The organism is Paenibacillus naphthalenovorans, from assembly GCF_001465255.1.
In the GTDB taxonomy this organism is placed as follows: domain Bacteria; phylum Bacillota; class Bacilli; order Paenibacillales; family NBRC-103111; genus Paenibacillus_G; species Paenibacillus_G naphthalenovorans.
Genome location: NZ_CP013652.1, coordinates 839,053 through 854,613, shown reverse-complemented (window position 1 = coordinate 854,613; position 15,561 = coordinate 839,053). Strand labels below are relative to the sequence as shown.

The 15,561-nt window shown below is 49.2% G+C and carries 15 protein-coding genes; all 15 read right to left on the bottom strand.

What is annotated here, in order from left to right:
* Positions 1-141 precede the first annotated feature (141 nt).
* The 15 genes from IJ22_RS04130 to IJ22_RS04060 all read right to left on the bottom strand — a co-directional run bounded on the left by IJ22_RS04130 (position 142) and on the right by IJ22_RS04060 (position 15,558).
* Entirely contained in the window at positions 142-1,311 is a 1,170-nt protein-coding gene (locus IJ22_RS04130; protein WP_062407454.1) for a mandelate racemase/muconate lactonizing enzyme family protein, read from the bottom strand.
* 3 nt (positions 1,312-1,314) lie between these two features.
* Complete coding sequence (locus IJ22_RS04125) at positions 1,315-2,349, bottom strand: glycoside hydrolase family 88/105 protein (RefSeq protein WP_062407452.1); 1,035 nt, start codon at positions 2,347-2,349, stop codon at positions 1,315-1,317.
* Positions 2,346-3,275: a dihydrodipicolinate synthase family protein gene (locus tag IJ22_RS04120; RefSeq protein WP_062407450.1), complete on the bottom strand. Its 930-nt coding sequence runs from the start codon at positions 3,273-3,275 to the stop codon at positions 2,346-2,348. The genes IJ22_RS04125 and IJ22_RS04120 overlap by 4 nt, the downstream gene beginning before the upstream one ends.
* A gap of 31 nt (positions 3,276-3,306) precedes the next feature.
* Positions 3,307-4,827 carry an extracellular solute-binding protein gene (locus IJ22_RS04115; protein WP_062407448.1) on the bottom strand — a complete coding sequence of 507 codons (1,521 nt, stop codon included), beginning with the start codon at positions 4,825-4,827 and terminating at the stop codon, positions 3,307-3,309.
* 94 nt (positions 4,828-4,921) lie between these two features.
* The gene (locus IJ22_RS04110; protein ID WP_062407447.1) at positions 4,922-5,797 is read right to left on the bottom strand and encodes a carbohydrate ABC transporter permease; all 876 of its coding nucleotides are present in this window, start codon (positions 5,795-5,797) and stop codon (positions 4,922-4,924) included.
* 22 nt (positions 5,798-5,819) lie between these two features.
* Positions 5,820-6,749, bottom strand: coding sequence for an ABC transporter permease (locus IJ22_RS04105; RefSeq protein WP_235594329.1), 930 nt, complete (start codon positions 6,747-6,749; stop codon positions 5,820-5,822).
* A gap of 291 nt (positions 6,750-7,040) precedes the next feature.
* Positions 7,041-7,517 (bottom strand): NanQ anomerase/TabA/YiaL family protein, encoded by a 477-nt coding sequence (locus tag IJ22_RS04100; RefSeq protein ID WP_082660668.1) that lies wholly within the window; start codon positions 7,515-7,517, stop codon positions 7,041-7,043.
* The gene (locus IJ22_RS04095) at positions 7,514-8,467 is read right to left on the bottom strand and encodes a dihydrodipicolinate synthase family protein (RefSeq protein WP_062407440.1); all 954 of its coding nucleotides are present in this window, start codon (positions 8,465-8,467) and stop codon (positions 7,514-7,516) included. Before IJ22_RS04095 ends, IJ22_RS04100 begins: the two co-directional genes overlap by 4 nt.
* A gap of 52 nt (positions 8,468-8,519) precedes the next feature.
* Positions 8,520-9,539 (bottom strand): sialidase family protein, encoded by a 1,020-nt coding sequence (locus IJ22_RS04090; protein ID WP_062407438.1) that lies wholly within the window; start codon positions 9,537-9,539, stop codon positions 8,520-8,522.
* Positions 9,540-9,563: 24 nt separating this feature from the next.
* On the bottom strand, positions 9,564-10,391 hold the full coding sequence (locus IJ22_RS04085) for a carbohydrate ABC transporter permease (RefSeq protein WP_062407436.1): 828 nt from the start codon (positions 10,389-10,391) through the stop codon (positions 9,564-9,566).
* Between the two features lie 14 nt (positions 10,392-10,405).
* Entirely contained in the window at positions 10,406-11,263 is an 858-nt protein-coding gene (locus tag IJ22_RS04080) for a carbohydrate ABC transporter permease (protein WP_062407434.1), read from the bottom strand.
* 87 nt (positions 11,264-11,350) lie between these two features.
* Entirely contained in the window at positions 11,351-12,682 is a 1,332-nt protein-coding gene (locus IJ22_RS04075) for an ABC transporter substrate-binding protein (protein ID WP_062407432.1), read from the bottom strand.
* 146 nt (positions 12,683-12,828) lie between these two features.
* Positions 12,829-13,860: a LacI family DNA-binding transcriptional regulator gene (locus IJ22_RS04070; protein ID WP_235594250.1), complete on the bottom strand. Its 1,032-nt coding sequence runs from the start codon at positions 13,858-13,860 to the stop codon at positions 12,829-12,831.
* A gap of 244 nt (positions 13,861-14,104) precedes the next feature.
* Entirely contained in the window at positions 14,105-15,124 is a 1,020-nt protein-coding gene (locus IJ22_RS04065; protein ID WP_054818764.1) for a LacI family DNA-binding transcriptional regulator, read from the bottom strand.
* Between the two features lie 239 nt (positions 15,125-15,363).
* Positions 15,364-15,558, bottom strand: coding sequence for a YbdD/YjiX family protein (locus tag IJ22_RS04060; RefSeq protein ID WP_054818771.1), 195 nt, complete (start codon positions 15,556-15,558; stop codon positions 15,364-15,366).
* Positions 15,559-15,561 lie beyond the last annotated feature (3 nt).

Below are 15,561 nucleotides of genomic sequence, written 5' to 3'. Positions count from 1 at the left end.
TTATCATTATATCAGAAAGCATGTCTACCCGTGATAGAAAAGGGTTATCACACGTTAATTTCAATTTTATAAGCGTTTTCAACCAATAAAAACGATGGCGCCGGATTTCCCGCGCACCATCGTTTTGGTTTCCGTCTATTTCTACTTCCTGGCTTGAGAGGTTCGATCCTGGAGCTGGTGAGCTGAAACATTCCCCCAGCTTAAATCATCCGCTTTATATTTCTCTATTTGTTCCCAATCCAATTCGACCCCCAGACCATGCCGTTCACGGCCGGGCACAAGGAGATATCCGTTCTCATAGATGACCGGATTTTTAACAATGTCTCCTGCATACAACTCAGGGCCTATCGGATCCGATGTATGATTTAAATTGGCCAGGGAGCTGCCTAAGTGCGCCATGGCGGCCGTTCCGACCGACAGCTCTTGCGTCGTGCCGATCAGGCAGGATTTCCCCGCAACCTCCGCTGCCGCCGCCGCCTTCCTGGCGTTCGTTAGACCGCCGATAAAGATGGGAGAAATATTAAAGATATCGACCGAATCATGCTTGATCATTTCGTACTGCTGACGATAGCTCCATACGTGTTCGCTTACCGGATGATCCACTTTCATACGGAAATGGCGCAGCCCTTCAAAATCGTTCTGTACGGCAGGACTTTCAATCAGCTGAACATCATATGACGAGAAACGTTGTGTCACCTGTACAGCGGATTTCCAGTCCAAGAGGTGGCTAAAATCCAGCGACTTGATGGTGACCTTCGAGCCGAATTCCGTTCTTACCCCATCGAGGAACGCTTCATCCGCATCCAGATTTTTTCCGGCATACAACCGGAACACATCGAAGCCCTGCCGAAACCGCTCGCGGACCACCTTCAGATTCTCTTCCACCTCTTCCATGAAACGGTGTCTGAAAATCGGATAGCAGACTTTTATTTTTTCCTTCATTCTTCCGCCGATGAAATCGGCCACGGAAATCTGAAGCGCTTTGGCGCAAAGATCATGCAATGCCGCGTCAACCCCGTTGCGGATAAAATTGCCCTTCTCATAATAAAACATCGTTTCCGGGAAATGACTAAGGAGCTCTTGATTGATCAAAGTGATATCAAACGGATTTTGACCTACTAATATGGACTTCAATACAGCCTTCATATCCCGAGTATCGAGTGAATAATGAGGCAGGTGGGAAAAATCCGACATCTCTCCAATTCCTGTCAGACCTTCGTCCATTTCGATTTCGACGATCACATGCTTGCTGACAAAGCCCGTATGTCTGGGCATTCCAACGACAGTTAACCTAATATCCGAAATTTTCATGGGCTACTCTCCTCGTACGGCTTCGCATAAAGCCAGCAAAGCCAATCCTTGGGTAAATGGGGTAATACCAAATGCAATGCGGTTATATTCCAAAGCGTTAGCTTTCACCGGCGTTCCCGTAGAACCTCCCGTTACATAGCCTTCTTGATCGATGTTGTCCGCCACAGCCGATAAAGCCCGCTCGCCCATGCCACGGAATTTCGGATCGATCAGGCCAAGCCGGATTCCCTTCATCACGCCATATGCGACCCCTGCCGTTACCGAGGTCTCCAGATATGTTTCTTCGTGATTCAATACCGTCCTCCATAATCCGGACGGATCCTGCAGCCCGGACAAAGCCTGCAGCTGCTTGTGCAGGGTATCCGTCAGCTCCCGGCGTTGGGGCAAATCTTCAGGTGCGATCTCCAGCAGTTCGACAATCCCCGCCGTCATCCAGGCATTACCGCGCCCCCAATGCACACCGATCGGTTTACGCTCCACGTCGTGCCAGCCATGCACAAATAAATTCACCTGCGGATCAAACAACAGCTTGCAATGAATGTCAAGCTGCTTATACGCTTCCCGCCTGTACTCTTCATTGCGCAAAGCCAGTCCTCTCTGCGCCAAATAAAGCAAGCTCATAAATATCGTGTCCGCCCATACCTGATGAGCCCAGTTGTTATCCAATACCGTATGCTCCAATGCGCCGGATGGGGTACGTCGGCCCTCTATCATCAGATAGCGATCAAACGTCTGGAACACTTTTTCATATTTTTCATCCGGATCACGTTCGTTCAGCTCTAACATGGTCATTAAAAGAGAATTCGAATTTACGCATATTTTCTCAATGGCGTCGATCCGCTGATCGATCCACTGCTTCATCTTAATGGGAATCTCCTCATCCCTGGTCATTTCATACGTTTTCCATAGTCCATAAAAAGCGACGCCGATGGACCAATCCCACCTGCGCCAGCGAATGCCTCCGGGCTGATCCGAGTGTTCAAAGGTCAAATCCAGTGTGCGGGCTGCCGTGAGCTTTAACAAATCCAAATGGTTCATCGTTTGATCTCCTTTACTAGAGGAAGCAGGCCCCATTGATGAAGGATGGCCGTCACTTCTTTCTTATCCGCTTCATTCAGCGGATCGACAGGCTCGCGCGTGATGCCCGCACGAAGTCCCCGCTGTTCCATGGCTTCTTTCACGACAGCCACGTTGTTTCCTGCATGATATTTAGCCCGCAAGTTTTCAAAAGGCAACGCATCCTCCCACAGCTTCCATACGGTTTCCCAATCATGGGTTTGCAGAGCCTTCAGCATCCCTTTGGACAGGTCCGGGTGTACGTTGATTAATCCCGAGGTAAAGCCTTTGGCGCCTGCGTTGTAGAAATACGGCGCCCATTTCTCCGCCGTGCCGCAAATCCAGGTCACATGGTGCTTCGCCGAAACCTGGCGAACCGTCCGGGTAAACCGCGGTAAATCGTTGATGGCGTATTTCACGCCGACGCATTTGTCCAGCGGGGCCAGCTCCAATAGGATATCGTCCGAAAGATGCGCATCCTTAAAATAAAGAACCGACGGGATATCAAGGCTTTCGATCACCTTACGGTAATAAGAGACCGCGCCGGGAGTTGTGATGTAAGGATGAACCGGCTGGTGAATCATGACGCAATCGGCGCCCGCTTCCTGGGCATACCTGCCCAATTCGACCGCCGTATCCGCCGCATACCCGATTCCTGCCATGACGATTGCCCGTTTGTTTACCGTATCGATCACACGCTTCATGACCGCCTTCGCTTCTTCGAGGGTGAGCGCATAAAATTCGCCGGTATTCCCGCACGGGACAATGACTTCCGTGCCGTTGGCCATCAAAAACTCAATGTTGGCCTCCAAGCCTTCCCAGTCGATTTGGCGTGTCTCCTCGTCAAAAGGCGTAATATGGATCGCCGTAATCGTTTCAAGCTTCTTGCCGAATGCTGCGTAATCCATCTTATTCCTCCTCCCTTTATGAAGGGCTCTCCTACTTTTTCTGTTTGCCGTACTCCGCCGTAAATTCTTCCATGACCTGATCGCCGCCCGCTTTTTTCCATCGTTCGAGTTCAGCTTCCCAACCGGCGTCGTCGATTTTGCCCATAATATATTTGGTCTGGGCGTCGCGAATCAGGGTATCCAGCTCTGCGCCCTTTTCCATATAGGTCTTCGATGTAAGCGTCAACGCCACATTCGGAACCGCATTTTGCAGGTTATCCGCAACCACCTTCCAGCCTTTGGCCTGCAGTTCGTTTAATTGCAATGGAAGACCGGTGCCTGTAACCTCAAACGACGGAAGGCTGTCGCGGTACGGCTTCACCTCGAGGTTAAACAGTGTCAAATCTTTAAACTTGGCTTTGCCGTCAGGCGTCTTCTCAAAGTGCTTCCCTTCAAATCCTCTGGTCAGCAGCGTGGACATTTCCGGCTCCAGAAGTTGATCGAAGAAGCCCAGCAGACGTTTCAGCTCCATTTCATCCTTTACGCTGGATTTCGGGAATACGAAAAACCCGTTATTCCCCGGCTCGGCAGGCACGCGATTGCCGGAAGGTCCCATATAAGGCGCGATATCTACGGCAGCATTCGGAACGGATTTGGACACGTTATCATAAGAGGTGGCTGCCGCCGAAGCCACCGTATTAATACGGATGCCGGCTTTTCCCGAATTCCATTTGTTATCGGCATCCGCTGTCTGAACAACGGAGAAATCCTGATTGATTAATTTTTCGGCATACAATCTTCTGAGCAGCTTCATCGAATCCTGATACGGTTTCGTCATAAATTCAGCTACGACTTTCCCGTTTTCGATCCCCCATTTATTGGGAGCCCCTTGCGAAACCGAGAGACGAGTCAAGAAGCTGCTGCTAAGGGCCGTGTCGTTATACGATCTGTCCATAAACAAACCATACGTATCATTTTGACCGTTTTGGTCAGGATCCTTTTCAGCAATCGTTTTTGCAATGTTATACCAATCATCCAGCGTTACCGGCGGTTTCAGGCCTAAGGCGTCAAACCAATCCTTCCGGTAAACGATTCCGGCTCGTCCGATATCCCGGTACAACGGCAATCCGTACAGTTTTCCTTCCACCTTGATATTGTCGTAATACATCGGATTGGCATCCGATAAATTCTTGTATTCATTTAAGTAGGGTCCGATCTCCCAAAACAATCCGGATTGAATGGCATTGAGAGTTGTGGCGTTATACGTCAATTTAAACGCTTTCGGCATTTCGTCAGACGCAATCATAATATTCTTTTTATCTTCAAATGCAGCCGCCGGAATCCATTGAATGTCTACTTTGGCATTCGTATATTTCTCGATAGCCAGCTCGACTTCACTGTCTTTTTTGGGCGCTTCCCCTACTTGCGGCGTGGCGATGGTCACCTCAAGAGGTGTGCTGTCGGGCTGTCCTTCCGCCCCTTGCCGCGGTTCACTTTTTTCTGCGCACGCTGCAAGCGTTCCTGCGGTTAACGCCAACGACAAAAGCAAAGCTGCACAACGTTTTCTTTCCATGTTTACCCCTCCCGGATATAAAGTAGCATAACTTTTAGAAGAAAAACTTCTTATCGAAGTCATTCTGCGGAGTCAGACCTGCAGATCTTTCAGATCATCCTTTGACCGAGCCTAACAGGACGCCTTTGGCAAAATGCTTTTGCAAAAACGGATAGACCATGACAATGGGAAACGTCGCGACGACAATAGAAGCCATCCGTACCGTTTGCGGCAAATAATCCATCGGATCCTGCTGGGCAGTGGAATCTCCAATGCGGTCCTGGGACATCAAAACGATCTGCCTTAATACGATTTGCACCGGCCATTTCTCGGAATCGTTGATATACATGACCGCATTAAAAAACGTATTCCAGTGCCCCACAGCATAAAATAATCCGAAGGTCGCCATAGCCGGCATCGATAAGGGGATGACGATCCGAAACAAGATCCCCAAATCATTGCAGCCGTCCATTTTCGCCGAGTCTTCCAAGCCGTCGGGAATCTGTTGAAAAAAGTTTTTGAGAACGATTAAGTTAAACGCACTGATAGCCGTCGGGATCATAAGAGACCAGTAGGTGTCGATCATTCCTAAAGATCTGACGACGAAATAGGTCGGAATCATGCCCCCGCTGAACAGCATCGTAAGCAGCACCATCAAAAGAATCGGACGGCGTCCCCGCAACGTCGTACGAGCTAACGGATAGGCCATAAACGAAGTGAACAGCAGATTGATGAACGTTCCGAATACGGCTACATAAATCGATACAACAATGCTGCGAGCCATGGTGTCGGTGGAAAATATGTATTTATAGGCGGACAAGGTGAATTCGGAAGGAAACAACAGCAGCCCTCCCTTGGATACCTCCTCCGGTGCGGCAAATGAAACGGCCACAATATAAACGAACGGAATGACGGCAGCGATAGAAACGATAAACAGGAGCGAATAGTTCACCGCATTGAATACCCTGCTGCTTAAAGATTTGTCTTCCATGGCATTGAGCCTCCCCGATGTTTTAGTAGACGCCCTCTTCGCCGAATTTCTTCGCCAGCCAGTTGGCCCCGACCACCAGCACTAGTCCGACAAGCGATTTGAACATACCGACAGCCGCACTGTAGCTGTACTGAGCCTGCGTCAAGCCCTTCACATACACATAGGTGTCGAACACTTCCCCAACTTCCCGGTTCATCGAATTCAGCATCAGGAAAATGTGCTCAAAACCGGTATCCAAAAAGCTTCCCAGCCGCAGGATAAACAAGATGACGATGGTACTCCGTATAGCGGGTAGCGTGATATGCCAGAGCTGCCGCCAACGGCCGGCTCCGTCGATACGTGCCGCTTCGTACAGCTGCAGATCGACTCCCGAGAGAGCAGCGAGAAAAATGATCGTCCCCCAGCCTGCCTCTTTCCAAATGGATTGGCTGATGATCATCGTCCGAAACCATTCTTCGCTGAGCAGGAACGGTATTTTCTCCATACCCATCTGTGCGATCATCTCGTTAATGATTCCGCCCTCTGTTGTAAACAGCACATAGAATATGCCTACGGCAACGACCCACGAAACAAAGTGCGGCAAATACAGCAGCGTCTGCGCAAACCGTTTAAACATTTCCTTGCGTACCTCATTTAACATCAGGGCCAAAACAATCGGAAGCGGAAAAAAGAACACCAGATTGTAAATCGCGAGCAGCAGCGTATTTCGAAGCAGCATCCAAAACTGCGGTTCCGAGAAAAATCGTTCGAAATGCTTCAGTCCTACCCACGGGCTCCCCAGGAAGCCCAAATGAGGCTTGTAGTCCTGAAACGCCATGATCAGGCCCCACATCGGCACATATTTAAATACCAGAAAATACAGTACCCCCGGGAATAAAAGAAAATACAGCCATCGGTCTCTGATGATGTCCCGCATAAGCGGCGACCGTTTGGCCCTGTCGGCCAATATCATGGATGGCTGTGCATCATATCCCTGCTTCATCCGACGACCTCCTGACTGGATTAGTACGCAAGTCCGCATTTGTAATAGCGCTTACATTTCATATCATAGGTTCGGGTATCATGACTGGCAATAGTACTGTTTCAACCATTTCGCTTTAGAGGTAAACATGCCGCCGGAGCAAGGGTTTCCGGCTGTTGAGCCTGGTGTATTATCATTTTTTTCAACCGCATCGTACCGGTTTAACCTGCCGGTTCGGCAGCAAAAAAGCCAGCTTAAACAGCTGGCTTGTAGCGTTCAATATCATCCCCACAGATCCCTGTGAACCTTTACCACAATCTTTTTGATGCTATGCTTCTCCCCATTGACATGACAGCACGGACGGTGAACATCCTCCGGGAAAAACACGGCGAACATGCCGGGCTTAAGCACAATCTCGGACTCATCATGACTATGCTTGTAATAAGCGACATCACGTGCAGCAAGCTGGTTGTCCGCCATCTCCAGTTCCGCCGATAACCGGCTGAATCCGATTTTTTCTTCCCCGCTGACTAACAATTGGATATCTGCGTACGTCATATGGGATTCCGCCCGCTGCTCCTCCGCAGGCTTCGTTGACATTTCCTGCACCAACGCATACATCATTTGCCCGTCGAGCTCATATCTCCCCGGTTTCTGTGCGGCAAGGTTTCGGCTTACAATCTGTTCCAGCCCTTGTTGAATCGCTGGGGGGTATAAATGCTTTTCTTCATTATACTTATGCATGTCGCCAATCATCATAAGGATATCCCATCGTCAGCCCGCTTTACTGCAGCGGATGGTTTGGCATAGGCTTTGGTCAGCCGATACAGCTGTTCTACTTCCAGCCGGTTGGTGGCCGTGAACTCCAGATGATTTTTAGACCGGCAGTTGTAATTGGTAAAGATGCCTTCCAGCATAAGATAGTATTTGGCGTTCACCGGATAAAGCTGCTTTTCAATCAAAGAGGCGATGCTCAGAAAATTGCTCAGTTCGTCGGCTTCCTCCGGTTTATCGGACCAGTTGCGCATCAACCAAACATACAAATCCGGATGGAAATTGGCCATGACACCGCTGTAGCCTGTAATGCCGAGCTTCATGGTTTCAAGCAGCGTCGCCGAGTTCGCGTTGTATATATTCAAGCCGGTGCCTTGAACGGCTTCCATTTTCGCTTTCATCTTATCCAAATCGCAGCTGGTATCTTTGAGGAACAGGAACCGTCCCGTATCCGCACACCATTTTAACAATTCAGGTGAAATCAGGCGTTTGTACGGAAAAGGACATTCATACAACCCAAGCGCGATATCCTCCGGTATTTCGTTCAGCAGTTTTTCCAGATTGGTTTTCCAGACCTCGTCTGATTCATCCTGCCGAGCCAGCCGATTCGTAATCAAAACCAGCGCATCAATGCCTGTTGCAGCCATCGCGTTGAGTTCGGTTACCTGATCTTCGTAACGGTCCGAAATATGGCCTGAAGCAATGACAGGCACGCGCCCCGCTGCCTTTTCTTTGACGAACGCCGCGAGCTTCACTCTTTCCTCCAGGCTTAAAAAAAACATTTCACTGGATTGGCAAACGGCAAAGAGACCGTCCACCCCGTTTTGGATATACCATTCGATCGCCCGTTCCAGAGCATGGTAGTCAATTTCGTTGGATGTTGTAAAAGGGGTGACCATCGTCGGCCAAACGCCCGCGGAAATTTGTTTCTTCATAGGTTTCTCCCTCACTGTCCGATATTTAGGAAGGTTATCTGTACGTGTGCCGCTATAAGGATACCGATATTTTCCTGAATGCGATGCTTTCTCTTTTCCAAGTGTACGTCAGGTACAGATGGTTCCCCTGCGCAATCATGGCAGGATAAGAAAATTCCCCCTCTTCATCTTCCAGAATGAATTCGCAGCTCCATGAGCGGCCGTTATCCTTAGATACCATGAATACAAGCGGTGTCCTCGGACCCCAGTTGATCCCAACCGGGTTGCATACCAATACGAGCATCCCATTATCCAGCTTTACTAGATCGATTCCACTGTTATTATTCGGCAGCGAAGTGGGATAAGCATCGCACCAGGTTCGTCCACCATCTGCGGAATCGCTGCGATAAATAAAGCCTTCCGTACTGCGGAGCAGCATATGAACTTTGCCCGGTTCGGACTCCCATAGCGCCGGCTGAATCACGCCTCTGCCCGCAAACGATTGCTCCGAAACCGGAATATCGCTGTCTGTGACGGCTTGGATGCTGCTGTAATCGATATCCGGTATCCGAATGCCGCCGCTCTTCGTCCAATGGCCTCCCTGATCCTCAGACCGGTCGACAAAAGCCTGCCAAATCCCGTCTTCCGTGGACCCCGGCGCAAGCCATGTTCCGTCCGCCAATACGATCAGCTTGTTGCGGACCGGCCCCCGGCCGCCCCGGTCCCCCGCAACCAGCTCAACCGGCTCCGACCAGGTCCGTCCTTGATCCTGAGAAACCTTGAACAGGGTGTACCAGTCTTTCAATAACCGTCCCACTTTGTAAAAAAGGATGAGTTCCCCGTTGTCCTTCATGTGAAAAACAGGATTCCAATGAGGCAGTCCTTCCTCATCGGCCAGTTGAAACGGAGCCGACCAGCTTTCTCCCTGCCGGCGAGAGCACCAGATGGCCACATCGTCAGCGCCTTCCCTGCTTCCGCCAAACCATGCGGCCAGCACGTCTCCATTAGGAAGCAATGCCAAATGAGAGGCATGACAGCTGACAAAAGGACGATCGTGATCAAAAATGAGCTCATGGACTAAGGATGTGAACATCCCCTATTCCTCCTTTTCAAGATTCTATCCCTTGATCCCGGTATTGGATATGCCTTCTACGAAGTACCGCTGCAGCGACAGGAATACGATGACGGAAGGAATAATCGCCATGCAGGCTCCCGCAAGAGAAGTACCGTATTGAAACTGGGCGGTGGAATTGGCGCCGCCCATAAACTGGGCGATCCCGACGGTTAACGGCTTCAGGCTGTTTTCCCTGATGGCAATCAACGGCCACAGGAAGTTATTCCAGTTCGTAATAAACATCAGAATCGTAACCGTAGATATGGCAGGTTTACAGAGCGGCAGCATGATTCTTGCAAAAATGCCGAAATCTTGACAGCCGTCGATGCGCGCCGCTTCTTCAAGCTCGTTCGGGATGCTTTTGAAGAAGCTCGTTAAAATAAACACGCTGGTTACGTTTGCGCCGGCTACCAGGATAATGGAAGAATAGGTATTCAAAATACCCAGCTTGGATACAAGCAGAAACAGTGGAACAATATACGCTTGAATCGGAATGAGCAGCATCGAAACGACCAGGGTAAAGAGAATTTTTTTGCCTCTGAAATGCAGCCGCCCGAAAGCATACGCCGCCGGTGTGGTCAAAACCAGAACAAATATCGTAGAGGCGACAGTCATATATACGCTGTTCTTCATCCAGCTTAAATAAGGATAATTTTGCAATACCATTAAATAATTATCCAGCGTCATTTTATCGGGTATCCATTTGGGAGGATAGCTTACGATATTGGCTTCCGGCTTCAGTGATGAGATCAATGACCAGAGCAAAGGAAACAAGAATACGACGCTGGCAAGCAACATGATGATGTATACGGGAATCTTTTTTACATTCATGCTTTCATTCACTCCTAGTCATCCAGCTTCAGCAATTTCGATTGCAATTGAACCATCAGGACCAACATCGCAAGAATGGCGATGCCGATGGCGGAACCGTAGCCAAGGTTATAGTTCTGGAATGCGGTTCCATACAAATACTGAACAAGCGTAAGCGTTGCCGTTCCAGGTCCGCCGTTGGTCATGACAAAAATCTGGTCAAAGATTTGAATGGTGTTAATCAACGTTAAAGTAATGATCATCGAGGTAATCGGCTTTAAAAGCGGCAGTGTAATTTTCATAAACGTCTGGTATTTGTTGGCCCCGTCAATGGTGGATGCCTCATACAAATCCTTTGAAATGTCCTGCAGGCCCGCCAAGTACAAGATCATATTGTAGCCGAGATAAGACCATACGGTAACAATCGCTACGGAGAAAAGCGCATATTTTTCATTCGTTAACCATTCTACCGGCGCCATGCCCAACCATTTCAAATAATAATTCAAAATCCCGAAATTGTTATCGTACAACCAGTTCCAGATAATTCCCACCACCGCCGGGATCAGAATATACGGAACAATGGATATGGTTCTGACGGCATTGCGGAACCGCAGCTTTTGGTTAAGCAGCACGGCCAGCAGCAGACTGAAGATCACCAGCGGAGGCAAAGTCATGAGCAAAAAAAACAAGGTGTTCTTTAAAGCAACATAAAAAATAGGGTCACGAAAAAGCTTCGTGAAATTGTCCAAACCGGCAAACGTCGCGTCGCCTACGATATTCCATTTCAGAAAACCGACAAACAGCCCGGCTACGCTCGGTCCGAAACGAAAGACAACGAATATCAACAAGTAAGGCAATAAAAACAACGCGGCAACCTTTCCTTGTCTTTTCATAAAGTCTACAACCCTTCCGCAAATAATATCAGCTTACGTAGAAGGGATACAGCCAGCATACTGCCGGCCGCATCCATGTAACCAGGTTTACCTGTCAGCCAAAATGGCATTCATGTCTGCTTGCAGCTTTCTCGCAATTTCAAGCGGATCTTTGTTATTCAGTACGGCGTCTTGAGCTGCAGTCAAAATCGGGCTCGGTGCCGTGCTGGAGAACAATTGGGTTGCCTTAGGATGGGACGGCAGGAGCACCGAATGATCCAAGCTTTGTACGAAGGCCTCTCTTCCAGGGAGCTTCTTGGCCGCTTCCATTCCATTGTTATTGGAAGGCAGCTGACCCGATTTAGCCCAATCATTGATGTTTTTATCCAACCACTGGACGAATTCGACAGCGGCTGCTTTTTGGCTTGGATCGGCTTTGTCGTTAACCGGGAAGGTCAGAATCTCTGCTGCCCCCCACGCCGCCGGTTTCTCGAAGACTTGCGGATACGGAGCGCTGCCCCATTTGATGTTAGAGGCTTCCAGCTTAGGCATTTGCCAAGGACCGTCTATGAACATCGCTACTTTCCCCGTAGTGAAATCGTCTACAGGAGACTTTTGCCCCTTCGGAACGATTTTGTGCTTGAAGATCAGATCCTGCAGGAAGCCGAAGGCTTTAGCGGCTTTCTGTTCATCCAGCTCCAATTTCGTCATGCTCTCCGTAAACGGGTTGCCGCCCTGTTGGTTAATCAGAGCATACACCTGGTAGAAAGAATGATGATTCATGCCAAAGCCCAAACCGTACTGCACAATATTATTTTCATCGAAACCGCTTTCGTTAGGATGCTTGCCGTTTTTGTCCACGGTCAGCTTCTGGCCGATGGCAATCAGCTCTTCCCCTGTTTTCGGCGGAGCCGTAATTCCGGCTTTGGCTAACAATTCCGTGTTATAGAAAAGACCGTGCATGTGAACATCCAAAGGTACGGCGTATTGCTTCTCTTTATAGAACGTTCCTTCCCATGCGAACTCCGAATAATCCGATTTGTTCAGCTTCGCCGTTTCCACGGGCTTGGGATCCAAGACGCCCATCTCCACAAATTGTCCGAGCTCGAACGGGTGCATAGCCAGTACATCCGGAGGATGTCCGCCTCTCATCTCCGTCAAAAATTTTGTAAACAGCGGAGTCCATTGCATGGATGAAAATTCAACATGAATTTTATTCTGTTCAGCATTAAATTTTTCGACCAGACCCTTCATCGTCTCCAGGTCGGGACCGGTCCAACCGCCCCAATAATCGATCCTGATCGGACCGCTTTGCTGCGAGGTACCGCCTGCTGCGTTATTTTCCCCCGCTGGCTGCCCGCCATTGCTTTGGCATGCCGTAAATACGGTCGTCATCAATGCGGCTGAGGCAAGAACTAAAGACACCCTTTTGAGCTTCATACAAGTTCCTCCAGTCATGAATTTATATATCTTAAAGAGCTTTGATCCGGAAATGAGAATATGAAATCAAAGCTGCTTTTAAGCCCTGTATGATAAAGCGTTTACTTCAAAATGCGAGAAGGCGGGTTCACCTTCTCAACAGAACATTAGCGTTTTCCATTCCCTCCGCAAGATTTGCGGATCACCAAATGTGATTCGAACAATTTGTGAACCGATTCATGGGATTTATACTGCATCAAATCGGTCAGCACCTTGACACACTCCGCCGCCATCTCTTCAACAGGCAAATGGACCGTGGACAGCGTCGGAATCGTAAACCGCGTCACTTCGTCATCGTCATGGCCTACAATCTCCATGTCTTCGGGAATTCTCTTGCCGGCTTCCGTTAATGCCATCAAAGCTCCGACGGACATTTGATCGCTGATGGAAAACAGCGCCGTAGGCAGGTCTCCGCTTGCCAGCATCTGCCGGATCGCTTGATAACCGCCTTTTTCCGAGAAATCCGAATACACGATATGCCGGTCTGCAATCTCCATACCCAGCTCGCGGGCCTTCGACAAAAAGCCTTCCATTCGGAGGCGAATCGCCGAAGAGGACACATCCGGAACAATAAGCCCAACTTGTCGATGATCACGACTAGCAAACAGCATGGCCACTTCCTCGCCCGTCTTTTGGCTGTCGACATTCACCCAGGAATACTTGCTTGAGCTTCGCTGATAAAGCACGATGGGAACCATAGGGTTTGCTTGCTCCAAATATTCTTCATCATCCTCGGTGGCATTGGCAATAATCGCTCCGTTAAACCGGGTTCCTGTAATCAGGCTGCGTACTTCATGCAGTCTTGTGCCTACAAACGGTTGGATCAGTAGTTCATACTCTTGGTCCAAAAGGGCAAATGAATGTTGAAGCCCTTTCAAAAACCGGTTGATCAGGGCTGCACGGGTGTCGATCGACCAAAACAAAGCGATGATCGGCAGAACGGTTTCACCGCCACTGCGCAGCCGTCTTGCGGAAATATTCGGCTGGTAATTCAAGCTTTTGGCAGCCTCCCACACTTTTTGCTGCGTAAGGGCCGAGATCCGGTATTGATCGCCTTTGCCGTTAAGCACCATGGAAGCGGTGCCTTGGGACACATTCGCAAGCTGTGCAATTTCCTTTATGCTGGCTATACCTCTCACCTCGTTGCCGTAGTATCCACAAACTGCTAATACGTTTTGCTAATACGTTTTGCTAATACGTTTTTAGTATATTTAATAAGCGTTTTCATGTCAACGACTTTTTCGATTGGCAAGTCCCTAAAATAAAAAAACTCCGATCGGAGAATTTCTCAGTTCCCTTTAACGTTTTAGTGAACTTAGTACCGTTAAAAAAAGCTTTCCCTCATGTCTTAACGACTTGAGCGAAAGCCCTTTCCCCGCTTCTTTATTTAAACCCGCCGCAGGAGCTGCGGATAACCATGTGCGTTTCAAAAATTTTCGTTAACGGCCCGACCGCTTTGTGGTGCATCAAATCCGTCAGCATGCTCACACACTCGCCCGCCATCTCTTCAACCGGCAAATGGACCGTGGATAACGCCGGGATCGTATATTGCGTCACCTCATCATTGTCATAACCGACGATTTCGATCTCTTCCGGTACTCTCCTGCCGAATTCGTTCAATGCCGATAACGTGCCGACGGCCATCTGGTCGCTAATCACAAACAAGGCCGTTGGCGGCTCTTTACCAGAGGACAGAAGCCGCCGGACCGCCTCGTATCCTCCATGCTCGGAAAATTCCGAGAATACGATATGCTCCGGCGCTGCCTCCAAACCTAATTCGGAAGCCTTCGCCAAAAAACCTTCCTTGCGTAGCCGGATGGCTTTGGAAGAGACATCGGGCACAATAGCCCCGACGGTCCGGTGTCCCCGGCCGGCAAACAGGCGGGCGACTTCCTCTCCAGATTTATAGCTGTCGACATAAACCGAAGAATACCGGGTGGAGCTTCTTTGGTATAAGACAATCGGGACGTTGAACTGTGTCTGCTCCAGAAATGCCTCGTCTTGCTCCGTCGGGTTTGCGATGATCGCGCCGTTGAACCGTGTGCCTGTGGCCAGGCTTTGCACTTCGTGCAGCTTTGTTCCCACATAAGGCTGAATCAGCATTTCGTATTCACCTTCAATATCCAAAAGCTTTTGCTGAAACCCCTTCAAAAAGCGGCTGATCAGCACCGTCCGGGTATCCAGCGCCCAAAACAAGGCAATGATCGGCAGTACAGTTTCGCCTCCGCTGCGCAGACGTCTTGCGGAAATATTCGGCTGGTAATTCAATTGTCTGGCCGCTTCCCAAATTCTTTGCTGCGTTACTGCAGAAATCCGATACTGCTCTCCCTTGCCGTTGAGCACCATGGAAGCCGTGCTCTGCGATACGTTAGCCAACCGGGCGATTTCTCTTATGCTGGCCATTCGGTTAACACCCCGTTACCTGTATATTAGCGGTTATTGCCGATGAACCTAATACGTTTTACTAATATTACTCGTCAAATCCATTTCATGTCAATAATAGGGTGAAAGAAGGGAACTGGGGATAAAATTACATGATCTGAATGTTTCCGTTCATTTTTTGAATGAAACCGCAAACAATCATAAGCACGAAAAAAGAGCAGCACGGCATGATACTCCGCACTGCTCCGATTTTTTGTTTTTTAACAACAGCGATTGACTTTCCCGCTTTCGTATCGCTCCTTCAGGGACAGCATATAGAACTCTTTTTCCGTCAAGGGCGTTTGATCCGGGTGGTGGTCCTGTTGATGCTTTATATATTTCTCATAATCCGGAATGTTGAAAATAACCTTGATCGTCGCCTTGGCTTTGTTCGCAAATCCCGTTAGGTTTACCATCGG